Below are 22,265 nucleotides of genomic sequence, written 5' to 3'. Positions count from 1 at the left end.
AATGAATTTAATACGTTTTGCGCTCAGAAAGCCCATTGCCGTCATGGTCGTTTTCCTGTCGGTCATTGTGCTTTCGCTTACAGCTATAAAAAAAATAAAAGTAGATATTTTCCCGGAGGTAGAGTTGCCGTCAATGTATATTGCGATGCCTTACGGAGGGCTTTCACCTCAATATATGGATGGTTTTATGTCCAATGAATTTCAAAAAGTTTTACTCTTTGTGAATGGTGTCAAGAATATTGATTTCAAAAGTGTTCAGGGACTGACCTTAATGAAACTGACCTTTTATCCAGGCACCGATATGGCGCAGGCTGCAGGTGAGGTTTCCACGCAGGTTTCACGGGCAATGGGATTTTTACCACCCGGTGCAGTACCGCCTATGGTTGTGCGGTTTGACGGTAATTCACTCCCGGTCGGTCAACTTGTCTTTGAAAGTGACAATCACTCTGTAACAGAGCTTCAGACAATGGTCCTAACCAAAATCCGGCCGATGTTTGTTGAGATTCCCGGTATTACGGCTCCGGCACCTTTTGGGGGTAACATCCGTTCGATCGTTGTAAATATTGACCCGGCTGCAATGCAGAGTAACGGACTAAGTCCGGAAGAAATTACTTTGGCGATCACAAAAAGCAGCCATCCTTCGCCAGCAGGAAATATCAGAATGGGCGAAACGAATTATATGGCACCGATCAATTCCATAGCCAAAGATCCTGCGGAGTTTCTTAAAATCCCGATAAAGACCCAAGACGGTAGAACTCTTTACGTGGGTGATGTAGCCAATGTTCAGGATGGAGCTGACCAGACATCTGGATATGCATTGGTCAATGGGAAACGCTCTGTGTATCTCCCGGTGATCAAAAAATCAGATGCTTCAACACTGACAGCAGTTGAAAATCTAAAAAAAGCAATGCCAAAACTGAGAGATCAGCTTCCGGATGATGCGAAGGTGAGTTATGAATTTGACCAGTCAAAATATATTGAACGTTCCCTTTCAAATCTAATTCATGAAGGACTTTTGGGTGCACTTTTTACAGGACTGGTCATTATTCTTTTCCTTGGTGACCTTCGAGGTGCACTGATCGTGGTCTTTACAATTCCCATAGCAATATTAACAGCCGTCTGTGTGCTCTATTTTGCAGGATATACTATTAATATAATGACCTTGAGTGGGTTAGCCCTATCCATCGGAATTTTGGTAGATGAAGCTACGGTCACGATCGAGAATATCCACCAGCATATGGAAATGAGGAAAACCAAACCCAAAGCCATTCTTGATGCAGTACTTGAAATTTCCATTCCGAAGGTGCTGATATTATTATGTATTCTGGCCGTTCTTACGCCTGCCTTCATTATGACGGGCATTCCAAAAGATATGTTTCTTCCGCTTTCTTTTGCAGTTGCATTCGCAATGATAGCTTCCTTTCTGGCATCCCAGACCTTCGTTCCGATCCTGGCTAACTGGATGATGAAGAATAAGCATATTGAGAAGCATTATGTTAAAAACAGGAGTTTTTTCTATCGATTCAGAACGGGCTACAGTCACAAAATGAGAAAATGGTCGGGAAGGACTTTGGTATTGTTTTCGGCCTATATCATTTTCTCGGGCCTTTTAATATTTTTAATGATGCGCTCATTGGGAACCGATATTATGCCTCTTTCCAACAGCGGTGATTTTCAGATGAGAATTGATGCGCCACAGGGAAGCCGTCTGGAGAAAACTGAAAAGCTGGTGAAGGATATTCTCAAAGATATTGAAGGTATTTTGCCGGAAAATGCGGTCAGCATCAGTTCGGCCTATGTCGGTTTACATCCGGCAGCAACGCCGATCAATCCCATATTTCTTTTCACCAACGGAACACACCAGTCTGTTTTGCAGGTTTCTGTAAATAAGGAGATCTTTTCAGGGTCTATGGAAGATCTGAAAGAAAAGATCCGCAAGAAGATTGCTGAAAAGCATCCTGAAGCACAAATCAATTTTGAACCGATGGAACTTACCGAAAAAATTATTGGACAGGGATCGATGACCCCGATAGAAATCAAGGTAGGATCTCCGAATCTGAAACTGGCGGCATCTCACGCAAAAAAAATAGAGGAAAAGCTGAAAAGCAACGATTTCCTGCGAGACGTCCGCATTGCAGAGCCACTTCAATATCCGACGTTACAGATCAACGTAGACCGAAATCTCGCTGCGCAGTTCGGACTGACGATGCAGGATGTGACACGCAGTCTTGTGACCGCTACCTCTTCAACCCGCTACACCGACAAGAACCTCTGGGTCGACCCAAAATCAGGACTTGTCTTTCAGACACAGGTCCAGATTCCAGAAAGTATAATGAACTCTGAAGAGATCCTGAAATCACTTCCACTGAAAAAAGACAGCCCGAGACCCGTTCTTGAAGATATCGCTACAGTTAAAAAAACGACCGCACCTGCACAGGTCAACCGAAAGGGACCTATGAGATATGTAACAATTATCGGAAATGTGTACGGAAAAGACCTGGGCTCTGCTTCCAAAGCGGTAAAAAATGCCATCAGTGAGACCGGAAAACCTCCAAAAAGTGTTTCTGTCTGGACAGAAGGCACACTGCAGCTACTGGATGATACACTCGACAGTCTTGCAATGGGACTTTTGGCGGCAGTACTAGCGATATTCCTAATGCTTTCTGCTTATTATCAGTCATTTAAAGTACCTTTTGTTGTTCTTTCCGTGATTCCTTCCGTGATCGTGGGAAGTCTTGTTTTGATTTTCATTACCGGCAGTACGCTCAACCTCCAGTCATATATGGGGATGATTATGTCCATCGGTGTTTCGGTTTCAAATGCCGTATTACTTATCAATCAGGCAGAGTACTACCGTAAACATTACCATATCAGTGCGCTTCATTCTGCGAGAATGGCAGCGGCGTCCAGACTCCGCCCTGTACTGATGACCGCTTTGGCGATGCTTGCCGGGATGATTCCTATGGCAATCGGTATCGGGGAAGGTTCTGAGCAGGTTGCTCCACTTGGTAGAGCTGTTATCGGTGGTATCATCGCATCCACTCTTACCATTCTGCTTTTGGTTCCGCATTTTTTTGCAGCAGTAATGTCCAATGCAGGACATTCAAATCCTTCCTTGGATCCGGAAGATGAGGAAAGTAAATTTTTCGTACAATCTTAAATAATTAAAAAATAATGAAAATCATCAATAAAATAAAATACATCTTCATTCCGGTCGTTCTTTTGGGAATGGCTTCCTGCTCGGGCGAAAAGGAAAGTAAAAATGAAACAAAAAAAACAGTTCAGCCTGCTCGGTCTTTCGTGACCACAGAAATCAAGCTGATAAATCCCACTTATCAGATTTCCGTTCCAGGCGAACTGAAACCTTATGAATCGGTGCAGATCTTTGCGAAGGTTGCCGGATTTATCAAGAAAATTTATGTTGACAGAGGTTCAGTTGTGACCAAAGGTCAGCTTCTTGCAGTTCTGGAAGCACCAGAAATGAATCAGGATTACCTATCCGATAAATCTTCACAGCAGAAAACATACACCGACTATCTTTATGCTAAACAGGCTTTTGAGCGATTGCAGGACGCGGCCAGTACAAAAGGAGCTGTTGCCGACATAGAACTGGATAGGGCTAAAAGCATTATGCAGAGTTCCAAAGCAACATACGAGGCATCAAAAGCGGGCACCGGTAGGTCTTCACAGATGAATCAGTACCTTAGGATCACGGCACCTTTCAGTGGTGTGATAATGGATAGGAATCTGTCGGTAGGAGCCTTGGTTGGTCCCAATTCAGGAATGGCTCTTTTCAGTATTGCTCAGAAAAATAAGCTGAGACTGACGGTATCTCTTCCTGAAAAACATGCATCAAGTGTCAATGAGGGGATAGTGGCGCAATTTACGGTCAACTCTATCCCGGGAAAAAATTTTGAAGCGCATCTTTCAAGGAATTCCGGTGTTATCAGTCAGGAAAACCGTTCGATGACCCTTGAGTTTGACGTTCCAAATCCGGGCACTGTCTTAAAAGGGGGGGAATATGCACAGGTCCAGCTCAATCTGAAAAGAAGTGCACCTACATTTTTTGTACCCACGAAAAGTATTCTGCAGACTCAATCCGGAACCTTTGTGATGACCTTCAATGATAATACGGTAAGCAGAGTTGCTGTGAAAGAAGGAATCACCTACGAAAAAATGACCGAGGTCTTTGGTGCACTATTCGGCCATGACAAAGTTCTAGTAAAACCTTCCGAAGAAATTGAGGAAGGAAAGATATCAACCCCAAAAAAAAATAAATAATGATAACGACCTTAAAATTTAAAACACCTATTTTCATTCTTATGATGACCCTGTTTTCTTTTTCTTTGAGTGCGATGCAATCAAGAGTTGAGAATCAGGATGGGCCCATCCCACAAAATAATGTAAATGATAATGAGGATATCATCTTAATCGATGAGAACGGAAAGAAAATTGCTTTGAGTGAACTGAAAGGGAAGGTGGTCTTTGTAAATTTCTGGGCCACATGGTGCAGGCCTTGTGTCGAAGAAATGCCGAGCATCAGAGACCTGAAAGACAAATTCAAGGGAAATGACAATATCGTTTTTGTCCTTCTCAATGTGGAAGCCAACCTGACAAAGTCTAAGAAATTTATGAAGGATAAAAACTACGATCTTCCGGTGTATGTAGCAGCAGACACTATTCCTTCGCAGTACTTTCAGGGAGCAATTCCGACGACTTTGATCTTTAATAAAAAAGGAGAACTCGAAGCACAGATGCAGGGAGGGCAAGATTTTGACCGACCTGAGATTTATGAAGCGCTGAAAAAGTTAACCGGACAATAATTTATTAAAATAAGAACAATGGAAAAATTTAAAATATGGCTTCGGAAGAACTGGAGTACGGCACTTTTGGTGTCAATATTCATCGTGTTGCTTGTGAGTCCCGATGCAAAAGCCTGGCTGATGCGCCAGATCATCTCTACCGGTCTTATGAACTCAAAGATTGAAGAAAAGGAAACAGAGCCGGCCGTTGAGTCGACTCCTTTGTCCAGTACTGAAAACTTCAGTGTCAGAAATGATAAAGGTGAGATCATCAATACTTCTGACCTCAAGGGAAAAGTGGTATTTATTAACTTCTGGGCGTCCTGGTGCCCGCCTTGCCGTGCGGAATTCCCTTCGATTCAGACATTCTACGTCCGATTTAAATCCAATAAAGATCTTGTTTTTCTTACAGTCAATCTGGATGAGCAGACCGCCTTGGGTAAGATGTATCTTGAAAAAGAACAATTCACTGTTCCGTTTTTAGTTGCAGAAGGTTCGATTCCAACTGCTTTTTTTAATGGTTCACTTCCTACGACCGTCGTTTTGGACAGATCAGGAAAAATTAGGATGCATCATGCGGGAATGGCAGACTACAGCAAAGAATCATTCTATCAAGAAATCAATCAACTTTTAAATGAAAAATAATGAAAAACTTAATTAAGATATTGACCTTCTCAGTTTTCCTGACAGGGTTTATGGGTTTTGCGCAAAAGGCAACAGTTTACGAACCTGCAAAATCTATTAATAAGGAGTACAAGGCTTTGTATGTGATCAATGAAGGTGATGACCAGAAAATCAGAGTCATTATCAGAAATATCAATAACGCGATGGAAGATCCCAGGCTGAAAGGCAAACTGAAGGTCGAACTGCTGGCCTTTGGGGGCGGAGTGGAAATGTTCAGAAAGAAAAACCCCTACGGGGAACTTCTTACAGGTCTGCAAGATAAGGGGGTAGTGATGGTACAGTGCGAAAATACCCTTCGTGAAAAAAAGATCGAAAAGTCCGAATTATTTGAGTTTGTAAATTACACCCCCAGCGGAAACGGGGAAATGATTTTGAGACAGGATGAAGGATGGGCAATAGTTAAACCCTAAAATTGGAAATTATGAAATTATCAATAGGATTCATCAACGATGTGCACGGCTATATGGAACCCCATCCAGAGCTGTTTTATGACTATCAGAAAGAATATGTTAAAAGTGCAGGAGGTTATGCCAGAATTCAGACCATCTTCAAAAAGATCAGGGCAGAAAATCCGAACGCATTGCTCTTTGACGGAGGGGATACGTTTCACGGAACAGTTCCGGTGGTACAGTCGAAAGGAGAGGTCTTGATTCCCATACTTAACCAACTTGGATTTGATGCAATGGTAGGACACTGGGACTTTGCCTATACACCAAGACATCTGTTAAAACTGGAAAGCCAGCTCAATTATCCCGTCTTGGGCTGCAATGTTTTTGATGAGCAGGGAAAACGATTTCTACTACCTTACAAAATATCTGAAATTGGAGGACTCAAAATTGGTATAATCGGGATCTGTTCCAATATTATCGATAAGACAATGCCGGAGAAGTTCAGTGAAGGCATAACGGTGACCGATGGAATTGAAGAGACGAATCAATGCGTCAGAGAATTAAGAGAGGATGCTGTGGACATTATTATTCTTTTGTCGCACAATGGTTATCCGCAAGATATCGAACTGCTCAAAAAAGTGGAAGGAATCGATATTTGTCTCAGTGCACACACCCATAACAGGATGTACGAAGCAGAAAAAGCAGGAAACTGCATTATCATCCAATGTGGCTGCCACGGATCATTTGTAGGAAATCTAAAGCTTGATGTCAAAATGGAATGATTACACATTTTGATTACAAGATCATTGAAACTGACGACAGTATTGATGAAGATGTAGAAGTTAAAGATCTGGTGGAAAAAAGTCTACAGTCTTTTGCTGAAATGAAAAGTACAGTATTGGGGACGACAGAACATATTTTGCACCGCTATTCCACGCTGTCTTCTACTATGGATGACTTTCTTCTGTCTGCCGTCAATTTTGCGACGGACGTTGAGATCTCCTTTTCCAACGGATGGCGCTATGGTGCACCTATAAATGTCGGAAATATTACCCTCTGGGACTTATACAAAATCGTGCCGATGAATCCGCCTATTTCCACCACAGAGCTTACTGGAAAAGAGATCTTTGAAATGTTAGAAGAAAATCTGGAGCGGACCTTTTCCGCAGAGCCGATGAAACAAATGGGAGGTTATGTTAAGCGTTGCAACGGATTGAGAATTTTGATGCGCATTGAAAATCCGCCGGGTTACAGAATTCAGGAAATCTATTTTCAGGGAAGACATTTACAAAAAGACAAGGTTTACAAAGTTGCTTTCCTCACCGAGCAGGATGTTCCAAAGAAATATGGGAAAAACCGCACAGAGACAGGATCTAATGCCATAACAGCAATGACATATTATCTTGAGAATAATTTTCACATTGAAAGATCTGAAGATTCTTTTCTTTTGGTCTGAAATAAAGGCAGAAGATCCGAAGATCCTCTGCCTTTTATTTTATGTGCTGGGCAATTACGATGATTGAATGTTGCTATAAGATCAGGCTGTTGATAAAGTTTTCCAGATTAGTAAATCCTGTTAGAGTGATGACTGATCCGTCTGCGGCATCATTCAAGTTCAGTCTGTTTTATTATTAATATAATCTAAAAATATTTGTAAAAATAAAGTAGGTTTTATATCGTAGGAAATCTGTGAGATATTAATCGTTCAAATTGAAATTTTCCACAATATTTTTTTAAGAGATAAACTACAACGAGTCTCTAGTAATAAACTTCCTATAAAAATCATTGAACTCAAAAATATTATATGTAAAAAATTCGTGTAAGTATTGCTCTACCCTTTCAATTTTTGTCATTGGCTTGTAAGTTTATTTATAGATTTAGATTACCAATCCATATTTGCTGAGTTATCAAATATTCCCTGCAAATGATCACAAAATTTTTCCATAATATCATTATCGTGCATTGCAGATTCATACATCCCATTGCTTGCATAAGGTAATATTGTGATCAAACCTTGCCCTTGGGTATATGTGAGTGCAGGTTTTAAATTGCTGCTATTCATATCAGAGATAAAAGATTCTATCAAACATATAACTTCATTATCTTTAAATTCCAGTGTGCCTTGAAAAGAAAACCTATTTTTAGTCTTATTAAAGTTCATCATTACTGGTACAGCACCGGCTCCGGAATGAAAGTGGAATGCATTGCCGTCTTTTCCAAATGCACCGTGAGCAACAAAGTTCCTTACCTGATTCCTTATCATCAGTAATTCAATATAATATTCCTTTAACATATCGTCAGATATGACAGTATTGAATTTAGTTTTCCATTCGGCATCGATTAATTTTGTGACTTCTTCCCCTGTTTTTATTTTTTGTGTAAGGATAGCAAGATGAATAAATAGATGTTCTGTCCAGCTAAAAAATGATTCAATAGTTGAAATTGCTAACCATTTTGTGCTTTGCCGTATCTTGTAGTAATTTTTGGAACCTAGAACAAAAGTGCCATCAATAGAAATCCTTTCTTTAGATAATTTTTCTAGTTTCTTATTTTCTGATTTATATAGATTTAGAAAATAGTTAAATCGTTCAAATAAATATCCATTATTATTTACAATATTTATTTCGGAACTCTTGATAGCCTCTGCTGCCAAGTGGTTAAAATATGGTCTTGAAGATTTTATCGCACCGTTAATTTTCTTAGTAATTATTTTCGCATCTTCTTCATCTTCCTTATTTTGAATAAAAACCCCAACTCCCATTTTCCTGTGTTCAATCAGAAATGCTTTACCATTAAAATCAATTGGAATAGACCAAGCCAGCTTTTCAGATCTTCCTGTGTCTTTGAAACCTAATAAATTTACAAATAGAAAATAAACTAAGTAGTAATCCTGTATCTCCCTTCCTGCATCACTTCTTTCAGCAAAAAATAATAGTTTTTCGTTTGCTTTTGTATTATCATCGACTTGCTTTATTGGAAATAATATTTTCAGGGCATTTTCTTTGTATTTTTCAATATTCATATTCTATTTTTATGCAGGTAGTTGGGTTTTCATTTTCCGGCTTTAAGCATCTTCAATGATTTAGATAAAATAATTTTAAACTATTTTAATGTGTTTTTTATATAATAAATCTAATGTATCTAAGTTCAAAATTCGAATTAATTCTTATCGATTCAACTGGCGCATTAAGATATTTGGCTAGGACTGTCTTTAATCCATTTTCATTATACCCATCAATATAATACTTCGATATTTCTTTTTTAATATCATTTCCGTTAAAGATTATTGATTCGATCACCTGGACTATTCTATCTCCAAAACCATCGTTTGTTGTTTTTTGGCTGCATTTAATTTCAATATTTATTGTCTGCGAATTTGGTAAAAATAATACAGAGTAATCCTGTTGAATTAAAATACCATTTATGAAATCGAATGATTGATTGAATGCTGGATTATCTCTTAATTTAAAAATTTCTTCTCTATAATTTCCTTTAAAATTATTAAATCTGAATTCACCTTTGCTGTCGTAATACATTTCAAATAGAATTCCATTTAGAATATGATTCTCGGAGTTTATTTGAAAATCTAGTAGTGACCTATTAAGATTTTCAAAAAATGTCATAGCGGAATTTGCCCCACCAATAGCGCATTGTAATAAATTTCTTCCTAAAATGAACATTTGGTCCTTATCTAATTGACTTACTGGTATTGTTATTAAATAATCAATTGCAGGATTTTGTTTGTACCAATTGTAGGTCTTTAGTTCTTTAATTTTTTTGTAAAATTCTGAATCTTCATAATAATTTTCATCTTTCAAAACATTCGGATTATAAGGTAGGCTTAAAATATTTAGCTTTTGATGTTTGTAAAAGTAAAAATCACCAATTAATGAGGTGTGTTCCCAAGTTGTTTGTCTTCCTCCTGACAATGCAAAAACTGTCTTTCTTACAGATTTAAATAGATCTTCGACAGCTATCCTTTCGGACGAGAGGTGCTTTATTAGTGAGCCCGTATAAATACTATTATTCTCATATCCGACATCTAAAGCACCTTCATTTGGAGATGTTGAAAATGCTATTAGTGATCCTTTAGGAGCTATAATTGGACTAAATCCAAGTGCAGTCCCGCGACCAAATGATCTTCTGCAAGCATCTAATATCACTATGTTTAATTTAGTAGGATTTTGCCTGTATATGTCAAATAAATCATTTAAAGTAATACAATTTTGTTTTGCCACATATTTATTTTCAGGAGGAATTTGCGAATCGATACTCGCCAAAAAATTCTCTCCATCTACTTCGAATCCGTGACCTGCAAAATAAAAAATAGATGCATCAAAATCTTTTAGTAAGTCGCTATATTCTTGTAAAATTTCAACTATGTTTTTTTGATCGATATTTAGATATAATTTTACCTCATAATTGTAATCTTTAAAGATTCCAGCAATTTGATTTGCATCATTTTCTCCGTTAGTTAATTCATTTCCTTTAAAGTAGTTGTTATTGCCAATTATAATTGCTAATGTTTTCATATATCTAAGTCGATTTTGGATGTTTTTAAAATATTCGTTGATAAAATGTAGAAAATTAGAATTTTGCAAGCTATTCTGATTACCTAAAAGGATAACCTTTAAACAATCAACTTGTGTTTTTCGATATTGATATTCTCCATCACTTTAGACCTCAATATACAAAAGATATTGTTAGAAAATTACGGTTTCCTCTCAATATGAAAAAAGTTTGTCGCGACAATAACGCAACCAGAATATTTAAATTTGGCAAAATAAAAGAATTGTGTTTTACTAATATGCAAGGTAACACACAGTAATAATATGAGCCGGTCTTATTCTTCTAATAAACCTGAATTTTTGGTAAGAAAAACTTTTATAATTTCATCTGAATTAAAATTATCAGAATTGTGTGTTTCCTGATTGTTGTTACTCCCTTCCCTTGAAAGATTTTCATCAAAAGTTAAATTGAGTTTTGAAGTCTTTCCCTTAGTCATAACATTTGAAGATAGATCTAACTTTTCATAATACTTTGCAATTCCTTGTGGCTGTGTTTCAGCGAAAATTAATGGTGGGCAAAGTGAATAAATTAATTCTTCACCCTGAAGTAAAACTTCATCTTCTTTATGGCAAGGTATGTAAAACTGAATGTACGAATCTTGGTAATAAAGTTTAATCCAGTGAGAAGGCAATTTACTTTCTAAATTTCTTTTTTTGAAAATTAATACATAGGGAAATTTTACATTAAAACCAGATGCCCCCCTATGAATCTGTTTGGCATGCTGTACAAAATAAGCCTCATTGTTATTTCTCATCAGAAAATCAAAACAGAATTTATAGTTGTCTACTTCAACATCAGGAATTACAGTCAAGGCAATTTTCAGTAAACATTTAAAAATGTTAATCGGTATATAAGGATTATGTATAACGTTAAATTCTATAATACCTCCATCTAATTTTTTTTAATTACCCCTTGTTTATTTGATTCTATATCAATGCCATGAAAACCATTAAAACTATTTTTTTTAGCTACAATATTACCATCGTATGATTTAAATGTTGGAGGAGTTTGTGCTCCTAAGGCATTAACACTTCTATTCAAACCTAAAAAATTTGCCATATCACTTTCGAAACCTGAGAAATGATTGTTACACTTATCACATTCGTAATCTGACACCCCAGAATTATTTCCAAATAATCTTGAAATAATGTGAGGCTTGCTTTTAAAGGTTGTTGCATCGGACTTTTTACCACAGAAGCGACAGATTCTTTCTGATATTTTTTTTAGAGGACGCCTTTGATTATTTATTGGAGGAGTATACATACTTTTTAATTGATAATCCTTATCAAAAGCTTTTAGATGCTCAATATTTCCAGAGTATGTATATATGTTCATTAGTTATCCGTATTATTTTTCATTAACTTTAAATAACTTCGATTTTTACTACCTCACTACTAACCACTTTTGTATTTGTATCATTCATCTTCTGTCTAATTGTAACTTTAATTTTATCATTCTTAGGAGTAGGAAAATTCATTAAATCTGAAATATTTTTAAAATCAAAGGCTTTACAAAGTAATGTTATATGACGAGTAGAATATTTATGTCGCTGTGTTAATGACTCCACATTACTAACAAAACTTTTGGCCAAACCCATTTTTAGGCTAAGCTGATCTTTGCTTAGTTTTTTTGCTTTGCGAATGTTTCTTACGTGATTAATAAAATCCAAATCGAATTGTGTTGTTTCTAAATAAGTAATTTGTTCCATATATTTTTAAAAAAAATAACCCAATATGTTGGGTGTTAAATAAATATTTATTATTTTTGCTTTAGCGAATAAATCATTAACCTTCAACAAGGTAAAATGAACGATGTATCTCGAATCAAAAAGACCAATTTTCCATCGAGAACCTCGTGAAATCGCTCCATGTCTAAAAGTTTCTTACTTTTGTATACGGCATGCGAGCGGTTCTCACGTATACTTTAGGTGGAAACTTTAATCTTCGGTTTAAAGTGGGTTGGTCGCCCTGATTCTAGAGTGTGAGACCGCCGCATGCTATTTTTGCGTATAATTCTCATATCTAAAAGCATCGTTCCATATATAAAAATAATATTTATGAGGACGACATTTTCAACCATTCTTCTAATTTGCCCACCGGAGTAGTCCGCCAGCATAACAGAAAAAAAATACGGCTTTATGCCAGTTTTGCTTGCAAAATGCTGGATTGGTATTACCTGGCTATTATCGACAAACTCCGAAATTCCTTTAAAAGTAAAAGGAAAGCCAGACTACAATTTAATCTCGCACATTAAAAGTACTCGCTTTCTTTTGATATTCCAAATTATTTTCAGAACGAAGGGAATTTAATACTGAAGACAAAAAAATTCAACGGTCTGAATAATGCAGATGGTTACGGCTGTTTTTAGATTTCAATAGAATGTTTTCTTATTAGAAATGACACTTTACAATGAGTAAACTCATTGCGGCTTTACAGCTTACACGGGACACAATTTCATTCATATTATTTCAAGATGTGCTTGGGAAGGAGGTTTTGATATGTCCTTACTGAAGCTTCCTCCCAAGCATCATCAAGTAGATACGCTGAAAACATATTCAAGAAACAGAAAGTAGAATGTAACCATAGAAAAACAAAAGCCCTTTCCACAAAAGTTGACCGCTAGCGTAGGAAAGAGCAAAGTCTAACGAATTAAACCTATTCAAAAGTATGAAAAAAAACTTTTGCAGCCTAAGTCATCTTCAATTGGCTTTTGGCTTCACCTTGCTCGTCTCCGGCGTAGCAATAGGGCAGATGCGCACCATTACAGGCACTGTCTCGGAAAATAACCAGCCAGTCAAAGGAGTTTCCGTATTCCAGGAGGGTAGTGAAGAAGTGGCTGTGACCAATGCAGCAGGCGTTTACCGTGTTCAGGTATCGGGAGAGAAACCCGTAATTATTTACCGCCATCCGGACTATCCCGAACGAAAAATCACTTTAGGCAGTAGGATAAACGTCAATATCTCATTAGGTAAAGAAAAAGAGATAGAGGAAGTCGTTCTCAACGCAGGGTATTATAAAGTCAAAGACAAAGAAAGAACAGGAAGCATTGCCAAAGTCTCTTCAAAAGACATCGAAAACCAACCTGTTATCAATGTGCTTTCCGCTGCACAGGGTAGAATGTCGGGCGTGAGCATTACCCAAAATTCAGGAGTTCCGGGCGGAGGATTTGATATTCAGATCAGAGGGAAGAACAGCATCCGAAGAGAAGGAAATGAACCATTGTATATTATTGATGGTGTTCCAATTCTTTCAGAAACTCCCTCGTTGTACAGTGCTGCAATTTTACCATACGCTACCATAAATCCTCTAAATTCCATCAATCCCAATGATATAGAAAGCTTCGAGGTATTGAAAGATGCCGATGCCACGGCAATCTACGGATCACGAGGTGCCAACGGAGTCATCATTGTGACGACCAAAAAAGGAAGAAAAGGAAGAACCGATTTCAAGATTAATACCTCTTATTCTCTCAGTACGGTAGCCAACCGATTGAAGCTGCTGAACACTGATGAGTATATTAAGATCAGAAAAGAAGCATTTCAGAATGACGGCATCTCCACAATTCCTGCGGCAGCGTATGATTTCAACGGTGTGTGGGATCAGACCCGAAACACCGACTGGCAAAAAGAACTCATTGGTAATACGGCAGATGCGTCTGTAGTCCAGCTTTCTTTAAGCGGAGGTTCTGAAAACACCTCCTACTTAATCAGCTACGGACATAACGAACAGACAACGGTATTTCCTGCAGATTTCAGATACAAAACTAATAATCTAACAGGGAATTTCAGTTACAGAACACCTGATAAAAAACTGGAAGTCAATCTCAGCAATACCTTTTCGTTTCAAAGTAACAATGTCCTGAATGATGATTTAACAAAGAGAAGTTTAACTCTTAGTCCGAATGCTCCAGCACTCTACAATCAGGATGGTTCATTGAATTGGGAGAACAATACGTTTACGAATCCTCTGGGTGTTTTTAAAAGCGAGTATCTCAATTCTTCCAACTTTATAAACAGCGGAGCGCAGATTTCGTACCGCTTATTTCCGTTCATTACACTAAAATTCAACGGAGGTTTAACGTATCAGAATTTTGAAGAGTTTTCACTCAAGCCCCATACGATGTACAATCCCTCATCAGGATTGACGAGCGCAAGTTCCACTTCATTTAAAAACAGCAGTTCCACATTCTCTTATATTCTGGAACCGCAATTGGTTGCCAATCAAAGCTGGGGAAACCACAGCCTCGAAATGTTGTTGGGAACCACATTACAGCAATCTGAAACCAATCAGGGTTCAATACAAGGTTATGGCTTTGAGAGCAATGCCCTGATTCAGAATTTGGGAGCAGCCAAAACAAAAGTCATCAGTGATCAGGTTAGAAACCAGTATTACTACAATGCTGCGTTTGCAAGAATCAATTATCAATTCATGAAAAGATACATTGTCAACCTTACAGGCAGACGGGACGGTTCAAGCCGTTTTGGTCCCGACAACCGTTTCGGAAACTTTGGTGCAGTGGGTGCAGCGTGGCTTGTTTCAGAGGAAAGCTGGATGAAAAATATCCCGTGGTTAAACTTTGCCAAAATCAGAGGAAGTGTGGGAACTTCCGGCAATGACCGGATTGGAGATTATCAGTATCTCAATACCTATACGATTTCATCCAATATCTACAACAACATCACCGCTCTGAATCCTTCAAGACTGTACAATCCCAATTTCAGCTGGGAGAAAACACTCAAAAAAGAAGTAGCACTGGAATTATCATTTCTGAAAAGCAGAATTAATTTTTCAGCGGCGTATTACAACAATACATCATCCAATCAATTGGTCGGTATTCCATTGCCTGCGACGACAGGGTTTGTTACGATACAGTCGAATCTTCCTGCAAAGGTTCAGAATACAGGCTGGGAGTTTGAAGCATCGATGCAGGTTTTGAGACAAAGCAAGTTCAAATACGACACGTCATTCAATCTTTCTGTTCCGCAGAGTAAGCTACTGGAATTTCCCAATCTGGAAGGATCAACCTATGCCAATCAGTATGTTTTAGGATATCCGATGTCACTTGTTAAAGTCTATCAGTTTGAAGGGGTTAATCCGGCAACAGGATTATACCAATTTACCGACTTTGACGGAGACGGAAAGATCAATTCTCCCAATGACAATAAAGTGATTGAAAGAATAGGCGTGAGATTTTTCGGAGGCTGGTTGAGCAATTTCCGCTACGGACAATGGTCGGCATCATTTCTTTGGCAATTTGTGAAGCAGAGAAACTGGAATTATAATCGTCAGATGCTGGTACCGGGTTCTATGAACAATCAGCCTGTAGAAGTTTTGGATGTTTGGTCACCTTCAAATCCTTCGGGAATGTATATGCCGTACAGTTCAGGAGCGAATGCGCAGAAAAATGCTTCGCACGTTTTGTTCCAAAATTCTACTGCTGCCATTGGCGATGCATCATTCATCAGACTGAAAAATGTACAACTTAATTACAGCATTCCCGTTCAGAAATTCGGAATCAGAGAAGCGATGATTTATGTGCAGGGACAAAACCTCTTGACCTTTACTAAATATTTTGGGGTCGACCCTGAATTTGTACTGACAGGATATTTACCGCCACTGAAGACCTACTCACTAGGCTTTCAGCTAACCTTTTAAAATGTTAAACTTTTTAGAATCTGACAATGTAAAAAGGTAAAGTTTTATAGAAGCAATAATTAGATACTGTAAAATTTAATCCTTTAAGAACTTGAGACTTGTTGAATGTAGGTTTTCTGTGAAAATTAAAAGTCAGATGATGTAAAAATTTCACATTCTAAGAATTGAATAAAAATTAAATCTTTAAAAAATTGAAAAAATGAAAACAAGAATAGAACATATTATTGTGGCAGCAATATTATCTGCTGTACTAACTACCACAATTTCCTGCGAAAAATTTGTAGAAACCGATTTTCCCAATAACCAGCTTCCGACAGAAGTTGTTTTTGAAGACGAGCAAACCGCTGAAGCGGCATTGGCAGGACTGTATGCAGGACTTTGGACTAACTCACTTATTTCGGGAGGCATCGACGGGATGGGTGCTTTGATGGGGACGTATGCTGATGATCTGACTTGTGTGTACACATCAGGATCAAACGGTATTTTAGATATAGCAAACAATCAGCAGGTGGCTACAAATACCGTTGTAACGACGGCTTGGACGAATGCTTATGGGCAGATTTATGCTGCCAACAGCATCATTGAAGGGGTAACCAATTCAAAATCATTAAGCCAGGCATCCAAAGACCGAATCAAAGGTGAAGCATTATTCGTGCGCTCTATCATCTACTTTAATCTCTATCAGATTTTTGGAGAAATAGCTTACACAGAAACAACCAATTATGTCATCAACAGCCAATTGGGCAGAATGAATAAAGATCAGTTACTCATAAAACTAGAAACCGATTTGTCTGAGGCGGTTAATCTTTTACCATCCGCTTACAGAAATGCAGAAAGAATCTATCCCAACAAATTTGCAGGATATATGGCATTGGCAAAGATGAAAATGCTACTGAAGAAATGGGCGGAAGCAGAAGTGCTTTGCAGTACGGTATTGCAATCATCTCAATATACATTTCAAACCGACCCTTCAAAAGTATTTCAAAAAAATGGAACCCATATCATTTGGCAATTGAAGCCAAAAAACACGAATGATGCGACCAAAGAGGCATCACTGTATAACTTTACAGGCGCACCTTTATCGTTTGTTCTCAATCTGAATCTCATCAATACATTTTCTTCGGGAGATTTGCGGAGACAGCATTATATCACGGCAGTACCTTTTAACCAACAGCTCAATTACCGCTCTTCAAAATATAAAAACCTTGCGGTCAATAATCCCAATGAATATTCAATAATCTATCGTCTGGACGAAGTCAATTTCATGATGGCGGAAAGCCTGATCGAGCAAAATAAAGCAGTAGAAGCCGTTCCGTATATCAACCGTTCCTGCCAACGGGCAGGATTACCAGCATTGAGCACTTCACTGACGGTTTCAGCAGCAACCGCAGAATTGAGAGAAGAAAAACGCAGGGAGTTTTTTGTGGAACACGGCATCCGTTTTTTTGATTTGAAAAGATGGGGATTGCTTGATCAGTTGATTCCTGTAAAAACCAATTGGAAAAGCTACCATGCTCAATGGCCGATACCCCAGAAAGAACTGCTGCTTAATCCAAACCTTAATCCCCAAAATACAGGATATTGATGATGAATAGAAATTGGAAAAATATGATGAAGAACAGGGAAAACATACTTGAAAGTAATAAGACAGTAAATACGATTCAAAAAATATTGTTGCTCCTCATTGTGTTTACTTTTCTATTGTTACCACTACCACTCAACGGGCAACATGATTTGAAAAAATTGGAAGCATTGGCAGAAAAAGCTGAAGTTCCTGATTTTCTGAAAATGTCTGATGACGGAAAATGGGTAAGCTGGCTGATGAAATATGAAAGTAAATCGCCGATGTACATTTTACAAAATGTACATGATAAGACTCAAAAGTTTGAACGAAAATCAATCAGGACTTCATTTTTTATGGGTAGTGAAAAATTCGCTTTTTTGAGTGGTGAGCAATTAGAACTAATTAATCTAATAGATCAAACTATTGAAACAAAAGATCATGTAAAGACGATTGATCAGATGAAACCGCAATCTTTATTTTTGATTCATTATGATGAGCATCAAAATAACAGACTGGAAGTTTACGGTAAAAACGGCAGAAAGATTCATGAGTTAGAAAATGTTATTAGATATAGCACTGTTGATGAAGAACTCATTGTTTTTCAGAAAAATGATCAAAATGAGACTGACGTTTTGAGGGTTGATACAAAAAATAAAAAGATCATAGCCCGCGCGTTCGATGAAGTCTTGAAAGTATGGAAAGGCACTGCTACGGAAGGAGGATATACCGTCTTTGGTAAAGACAAGCATGAATATACATTGAAGCATTGTGTTGATGGTTTACAGATTCCTCGAAACCTTGATTTGATGCGGAGTAAAAATTACCATTACGTAAATCTTGACTATTCATCAGATCCTGATGCATTATTTATCAAGCTAATCAGAAAGATTCCGAAAGAAAAAAAACTTTTAGAGTTTTGGTACGGCGTTGAAAAAGATCTCACTCATCATATTAAAGATATGCAGGTTGAAGAAAATTTTTTGTGGTATCCCCAAACAGGTAAAGTAATTCCGATGGATTCGATGTTTCATACAGAAATAGCGATTGGAAATTCCGGTAATTTTTTGAAGATAAAGAAAGACCAATCATTTGTAGATAAGAAAGATGATTTTTTCATGCCCAAAAGAGATTCCTTGTTTGTATGGAATTCAAGATCAAATGAACATCGTTTTCTTTGCGTGATTGATGAAAGACTGTATGTTTCACCTGATAGAAAATGGGTTCTTACGGCTGATAATAATGGCTGGAATCTTGTAAACACATTTACCCTGAAAACTAAAAAACAAATATCAGATCCTGAAGCTTCGCCATACTTTAAAGGAACTGAGCTTATTACCTGGGTAAAAGGTAATAATGTATGGCAACAAAATATTTTGAACGGCAAACTGGAGAGGAAAGTAACTTTAGATGGTGACAATGTTGAAATTATCAACAGTCAACACCAAAAGATTACGGAAGGGCTTCCTAGAGAAATTATTTCAGTGCCTGACAATAATTATTTATTTCGCATTTCAAAAGGTGATTTGTTGAAATCATATGTAGAGTGGGATCATCGTACAATAAAAAAAATTATAGCTGAAACTACAGATAAAATACGAAATTTCACCTATACAGATAATCATTCAAATTTTGTGTGGACGAAAGAAAATTACAATGAAGCGCCATCCATTGTATTTAAACAAAAACGAAAGAAAGATCATATCGTATTCACTTCCAATGCTCATGACAAAACTGCAGAAAAAATAAGAAAAATTCAGCTGTTTTACAAAGGAGCAACAGAAGAATCTTTAACTGCAACTTTATTTTTACCACATGATTATGATCCGGGTAAAAAATATCCTGTCGTACTTAATATTTACGAAAAACAGCAGAAAGGTACATCAGCCTTTTTGCTTCCGACATTAAAAAACGGGAGAGGCTTTAATGCAAGGTTGCTATTGGAATCAGGCTATATGGTGCTCATTCCGGATATTACATACGCAGATAAAGGATCAGGTCTTTCAGCACTTGAGTCTATTCATAATGTTCTGGATGAATTGGTAAAAATAGAACAAGTAGATGCGAGGCGAATTGCATTGACAGGACAGTCTTTCGGGGGATATCAGACCAACTTTATCGCAACGCACTCAGATCGTTTTGCTACATTTATTTCGGGAGCATCGGTGTCGGACATTGTTCATACTCCTTTTTCTTTCAATTACGATTTTGGAAGTCCTGACTATTGGCGGTATGAATATGGTCAAATGCGTATGGGTGGCAGCTTTGTAGAAAATAAACAAAAATACATGGATAACAATCCGTTGTATTTTGCTTCGGAGGTTAAAGCACCCATATTACTTTGGACAGGCGAAAAAGATAGTAATGTAGACCGTGAGGAAACCCGCTCATTATTTGTTGCTCTAAGAAAATACCGCAAACCTGTGATAGCATTGTTCTATCAGGAAGAAGGTCATTCGCTTCTTCAACAAATTGCACAAAAAGATTTATCTGTAAGAATGCTTGAATGGCTGGATTATTTTCTGAAAGGTAAGAATGGTGTTGAATGGATTGATAAACAAATGAAGGGTGCGTTGTAGCACCCTTCACCTTTTTAATTAGTTAGGAATTTCATACAGTGGATTCCCGCACGAGGTTCCGCCTGCATTTTGGAATAGATTATGAGTGTTGACTCCGTCTGACCAGGTACATACTTCACCTAAAATATCAGCCTGACATGACTTTTCCGTCATAATACATTTTTCAACAGGTGCTAACGGATCAAAACGATAACCGTTTTCCACTAAACTGTTTTTTTTCACAACGCTTGTAGCGTACGCACTCCCTGCGCCTAAAAGCAAAACTGCTAAGGGCAATGCGATTTTTCTCATTTTTTTCATGATGTAAAATTAAATTTGGTGCCTACTCTTGGTTCAGGTTTTCGGCTTCCCCTGCAATGAAATGTTGAGTGATGTTCTGCGCAAAACGATATTTAATGATTTCATTTCCTGTTAATACATAAAGATGCTGATCTGTAATATGAAACTGTACCTTTTTTTCCTTTTTGGGATTTGGTAGATAAAAACTTCCGATATATCCTTGTTTTACAGTTGAATAAACATCAATAATAAAAGAATTTTTCCATCGGTCCCTGTCTTCAAATTTTCCGATGAGATTTGATTCTATGAATAGCAGACCTGCATATACAAATGCTTTTTTATTGACTTTCAATGGGGGTTTGCTCATCTTCTTTTTTCCGTCCGAAAGTTCAGAAACCTTAATCTGCGGAATGCTTATCGTATCAATGGTTTTATACTTCGCTTTGACGGTAAGATGGTCATCCATTATCAAGAGCTGGTTTTTGTAATAGTGTACATAAACAGCAATCTGAGTGAGCGGGTCAAAATGTAGTTGTCCATCAGTATCAAAGATTCCGTCATTGGTTTTTCCAAGAATTCCCGATTTCAGATTCAGAGGATTTTTCTGCAAAGGATTCAACAATCCTAAAGTCTGCTTTTCTGAATCTTTGAAATAAGTGCTGATTGCAAAGGCATCTTTACTGATATTCACCAATTGGCTAAAGTACGCCTGTCCTAAGCTCAAGGTCTTTGCTTGATGATTTCCCAAGATTCCCTGATAGATTACAGGAACACTTCCGTCATACAGATAATAATTCTGGGCATTCACTTTCAGCTGTACTCTTTTAAAATCAAAGTTGTAACGATCCGGTAATACCCTGTTTTCTTTCGTTGCTTTAAAATTCAAATCAGTTGATGTCAGTAGAAATGGAGCGGTATAGTTCCCCAGATATACTGAATCTTTTGAAATGCCCGCAAAGTAATAGGAGTTGATCTGAAGATTGGACCGTTTTTCTTCTGTTATCGGATGCTGTAAAAACCTTCGTGTAAAATTATTTTCCTTTTTGATCATAAATTCTGATTGTCTGTACATCAGAATAATTGCTGAACAACTTACTATTGATAAGACGAGCAGCAGACTCACAGATTTAAAAATCTCCTGTCGTTTAGAATCTGAATATAAAATAACTGCAAAAGCAGCTATGATAACAGTGGCAATATTAAAGATCAGATGGGTTTTCCAATCCATTTTTTCTAAGATTCCACCACAAGAGCAAGGAATAAACTCGCTATAGTTCAGTATCATGTAGATATATACAGTGAATGAAACCATCAGAACAAAAGAACTGTATAATCCGATTTTTCTGGATCTCTCAAAGATCAATAAAATACATATTGCAAGTTCAATGACTAGAACTCCGTAAGACATGACATTTGAAAATGCACTCAATAGGGGAGATTGTGCAATCTGAATCTGAAAATTTTCAAAATCCATCATTTTACTGATACTTGCATAGCAGAAGAGCAATATGAAAAAATAGCTGACAAATTCTATAAATCTTGTTCTGAAGGTTTTCATAGTTTTCTTTTTTATCCTTTTCTGACTAAAATCCATTTGACATTTTTTCCACAGTAGGCGGGCATTACTTCGCCTTTTGAAACGTAAACTGCAGTGCTTATTCTTCCTTCAATCTCCCATTTTCCACTTTCGGTACACTTCTTTCCGGTACTTAAGATCACTTTCTGATTTTCCATTTTTTGAAACTGTT

18 protein-coding genes are annotated in these 22,265 nt (G+C 37.4%); 10 read left to right on the top strand and 8 right to left on the bottom strand.

What is annotated here, in order from left to right:
* The first annotated feature begins 1 nt into the window (after window position 1).
* From EG344_RS05540 to EG344_RS24230, 7 genes are all read left to right on the top strand, one after another.
* A complete protein-coding gene (locus EG344_RS05540) occupies window positions 2–3,160 on the top strand; it encodes an efflux RND transporter permease subunit (RefSeq protein ID WP_034976035.1) in 3,159 nt (1,052 codons plus the stop codon).
* Between the two features lie 14 nt (window positions 3,161–3,174).
* Window positions 3,175–4,281: an efflux RND transporter periplasmic adaptor subunit gene (locus tag EG344_RS05535; protein ID WP_042279168.1), complete on the top strand. Its 1,107-nt coding sequence runs from the start codon at window positions 3,175–3,177 to the stop codon at window positions 4,279–4,281.
* On the top strand, window positions 4,281–4,823 hold the full coding sequence (locus EG344_RS05530) for a TlpA family protein disulfide reductase (protein ID WP_034741440.1): 543 nt from the start codon (window positions 4,281–4,283) through the stop codon (window positions 4,821–4,823). Before EG344_RS05535 ends, EG344_RS05530 begins: the two co-directional genes overlap by 1 nt.
* A gap of 93 nt (window positions 4,824–4,916) precedes the next feature.
* Window positions 4,917–5,447 (top strand): TlpA family protein disulfide reductase, encoded by a 531-nt coding sequence (locus tag EG344_RS05525; protein ID WP_228412862.1) that lies wholly within the window; start codon window positions 4,917–4,919, stop codon window positions 5,445–5,447.
* A complete protein-coding gene (locus EG344_RS05520) occupies window positions 5,447–5,896 on the top strand; it encodes a DsrE family protein (RefSeq protein ID WP_034741435.1) in 450 nt (149 codons plus the stop codon). Before EG344_RS05525 ends, EG344_RS05520 begins: the two co-directional genes overlap by 1 nt.
* 11 nt (window positions 5,897–5,907) lie before the next feature.
* Window positions 5,908–6,657: a metallophosphoesterase gene (locus EG344_RS24235; protein ID WP_228412861.1), complete on the top strand. Its 750-nt coding sequence runs from the start codon at window positions 5,908–5,910 to the stop codon at window positions 6,655–6,657.
* The gene (locus EG344_RS24230; RefSeq protein ID WP_228412860.1) at window positions 6,654–7,331 is read left to right on the top strand and encodes a 5'-nucleotidase C-terminal domain-containing protein; all 678 of its coding nucleotides are present in this window, start codon (window positions 6,654–6,656) and stop codon (window positions 7,329–7,331) included. The genes EG344_RS24235 and EG344_RS24230 overlap by 4 nt, the downstream gene beginning before the upstream one ends.
* A gap of 426 nt (window positions 7,332–7,757) precedes the next feature.
* Here EG344_RS24230 and EG344_RS05510 read toward each other — a convergent pair whose 3' ends face one another.
* The 5 genes from EG344_RS05510 to EG344_RS05490 form a co-directional block, all read right to left on the bottom strand.
* A complete protein-coding gene (locus tag EG344_RS05510; RefSeq protein WP_034976031.1) occupies window positions 7,758–8,897 on the bottom strand; it encodes a hypothetical protein in 1,140 nt (379 codons plus the stop codon).
* Window positions 8,898–8,994: 97 nt separating this feature from the next.
* Window positions 8,995–10,407, bottom strand: coding sequence for a caspase domain-containing protein (locus EG344_RS05505; RefSeq protein WP_034741428.1), 1,413 nt, complete (start codon window positions 10,405–10,407; stop codon window positions 8,995–8,997).
* A 311-nt stretch (window positions 10,408–10,718) separates the two neighbouring features.
* Window positions 10,719–11,255 (bottom strand): hypothetical protein, encoded by a 537-nt coding sequence (locus EG344_RS05500; protein WP_034741425.1) that lies wholly within the window; start codon window positions 11,253–11,255, stop codon window positions 10,719–10,721.
* 80 nt (window positions 11,256–11,335) lie between these two features.
* The gene (locus EG344_RS05495; protein ID WP_034741422.1) at window positions 11,336–11,779 is read right to left on the bottom strand and encodes an HNH endonuclease; all 444 of its coding nucleotides are present in this window, start codon (window positions 11,777–11,779) and stop codon (window positions 11,336–11,338) included.
* A 28-nt stretch (window positions 11,780–11,807) separates the two neighbouring features.
* Entirely contained in the window at window positions 11,808–12,152 is a 345-nt protein-coding gene (locus EG344_RS05490) for a helix-turn-helix domain-containing protein (protein ID WP_034741419.1), read from the bottom strand.
* Window positions 12,153–13,110: 958 nt separating this feature from the next.
* Here EG344_RS05490 and EG344_RS05485 point away from each other — a divergent pair.
* The 3 genes from EG344_RS05485 (at window position 13,111) to EG344_RS05475 (ending at window position 20,238) form a co-directional block, all read left to right on the top strand.
* A complete protein-coding gene (locus tag EG344_RS05485; protein ID WP_034976027.1) occupies window positions 13,111–16,098 on the top strand; it encodes a SusC/RagA family TonB-linked outer membrane protein in 2,988 nt (995 codons plus the stop codon).
* 199 nt (window positions 16,099–16,297) lie between these two features.
* Window positions 16,298–17,683 (top strand): RagB/SusD family nutrient uptake outer membrane protein, encoded by a 1,386-nt coding sequence (locus EG344_RS05480; RefSeq protein WP_034976025.1) that lies wholly within the window; start codon window positions 16,298–16,300, stop codon window positions 17,681–17,683.
* Window positions 17,683–20,238, top strand: coding sequence for an alpha/beta hydrolase family protein (locus EG344_RS05475; protein ID WP_081780172.1), 2,556 nt, complete (start codon window positions 17,683–17,685; stop codon window positions 20,236–20,238). The genes EG344_RS05480 and EG344_RS05475 overlap by 1 nt, the downstream gene beginning before the upstream one ends.
* A gap of 18 nt (window positions 20,239–20,256) precedes the next feature.
* Here EG344_RS05475 and EG344_RS05470 read toward each other — a convergent pair whose 3' ends face one another.
* Genes EG344_RS05470 through EG344_RS23800 form a run of 3 tightly spaced genes read right to left on the bottom strand, consistent with a single transcriptional unit; the run spans window position 20,257 to window position 22,251 of the window.
* The gene (locus tag EG344_RS05470) at window positions 20,257–20,538 is read right to left on the bottom strand and encodes a DUF6520 family protein (protein WP_034976021.1); all 282 of its coding nucleotides are present in this window, start codon (window positions 20,536–20,538) and stop codon (window positions 20,257–20,259) included.
* 22 nt (window positions 20,539–20,560) lie between these two features.
* Window positions 20,561–22,075, bottom strand: coding sequence for a MauE/DoxX family redox-associated membrane protein (locus tag EG344_RS05465; RefSeq protein ID WP_040995564.1), 1,515 nt, complete (start codon window positions 22,073–22,075; stop codon window positions 20,561–20,563).
* 11 nt (window positions 22,076–22,086) lie between these two features.
* A complete protein-coding gene (locus tag EG344_RS23800; protein WP_155859112.1) occupies window positions 22,087–22,251 on the bottom strand; it encodes a hypothetical protein in 165 nt (54 codons plus the stop codon).
* Between the last annotated feature and the right edge of the window lie 14 nt (window positions 22,252–22,265).

Origin of the sequence: Chryseobacterium sp. G0162, assembly GCF_003815715.1 — a bacterium.
Lineage (GTDB): Bacteria > Bacteroidota > Bacteroidia > Flavobacteriales > Weeksellaceae > Chryseobacterium.
This window is presented reverse-complemented; position numbering and strand designations above follow the sequence as displayed.

What these genes read in the sequence shown, in the direction of transcription:
- EG344_RS05490 (WP_034741419.1), bottom strand. Translation starts at nt 12,152, where the DNA reads ATGGAACAAATTACTTATTTAGAAACAACACAATTCGATTTGGATTTT.
- EG344_RS05485 (WP_034976027.1), top strand. Translation starts at nt 13,111, where the DNA reads ATGAAAAAAAACTTTTGCAGCCTAAGTCATCTTCAATTGGCTTTTGGC.
- EG344_RS24230 (WP_228412860.1), top strand. Translation starts at nt 6,654, where the DNA reads ATGATTACACATTTTGATTACAAGATCATTGAAACTGACGACAGTATT.
- EG344_RS05470 (WP_034976021.1), bottom strand. Translation starts at nt 20,538, where the DNA reads ATGAAAAAAATGAGAAAAATCGCATTGCCCTTAGCAGTTTTGCTTTTA.
- EG344_RS05475 (WP_081780172.1), top strand. Translation starts at nt 17,683, where the DNA reads ATGATGAATAGAAATTGGAAAAATATGATGAAGAACAGGGAAAACATA.
- EG344_RS05480 (WP_034976025.1), top strand. Translation starts at nt 16,298, where the DNA reads ATGAAAACAAGAATAGAACATATTATTGTGGCAGCAATATTATCTGCT.
- EG344_RS05510 (WP_034976031.1), bottom strand. Translation starts at nt 8,897, where the DNA reads ATGAATATTGAAAAATACAAAGAAAATGCCCTGAAAATATTATTTCCA.
- EG344_RS05505 (WP_034741428.1), bottom strand. Translation starts at nt 10,407, where the DNA reads ATGAAAACATTAGCAATTATAATTGGCAATAACAACTACTTTAAAGGA.
- EG344_RS05465 (WP_040995564.1), bottom strand. Translation starts at nt 22,075, where the DNA reads ATGAAAACCTTCAGAACAAGATTTATAGAATTTGTCAGCTATTTTTTC.
- EG344_RS05530 (WP_034741440.1), top strand. Translation starts at nt 4,281, where the DNA reads ATGATAACGACCTTAAAATTTAAAACACCTATTTTCATTCTTATGATG.
- EG344_RS05520 (WP_034741435.1), top strand. Translation starts at nt 5,447, where the DNA reads ATGAAAAACTTAATTAAGATATTGACCTTCTCAGTTTTCCTGACAGGG.
- EG344_RS24235 (WP_228412861.1), top strand. Translation starts at nt 5,908, where the DNA reads ATGAAATTATCAATAGGATTCATCAACGATGTGCACGGCTATATGGAA.
- EG344_RS05540 (WP_034976035.1), top strand. Translation starts at nt 2, where the DNA reads ATGAATTTAATACGTTTTGCGCTCAGAAAGCCCATTGCCGTCATGGTC.
- EG344_RS23800 (WP_155859112.1), bottom strand. Translation starts at nt 22,251, where the DNA reads ATGGAAAATCAGAAAGTGATCTTAAGTACCGGAAAGAAGTGTACCGAA.
- EG344_RS05535 (WP_042279168.1), top strand. Translation starts at nt 3,175, where the DNA reads ATGAAAATCATCAATAAAATAAAATACATCTTCATTCCGGTCGTTCTT.
- EG344_RS05495 (WP_034741422.1), bottom strand. Translation starts at nt 11,779, where the DNA reads ATGAACATATATACATACTCTGGAAATATTGAGCATCTAAAAGCTTTT.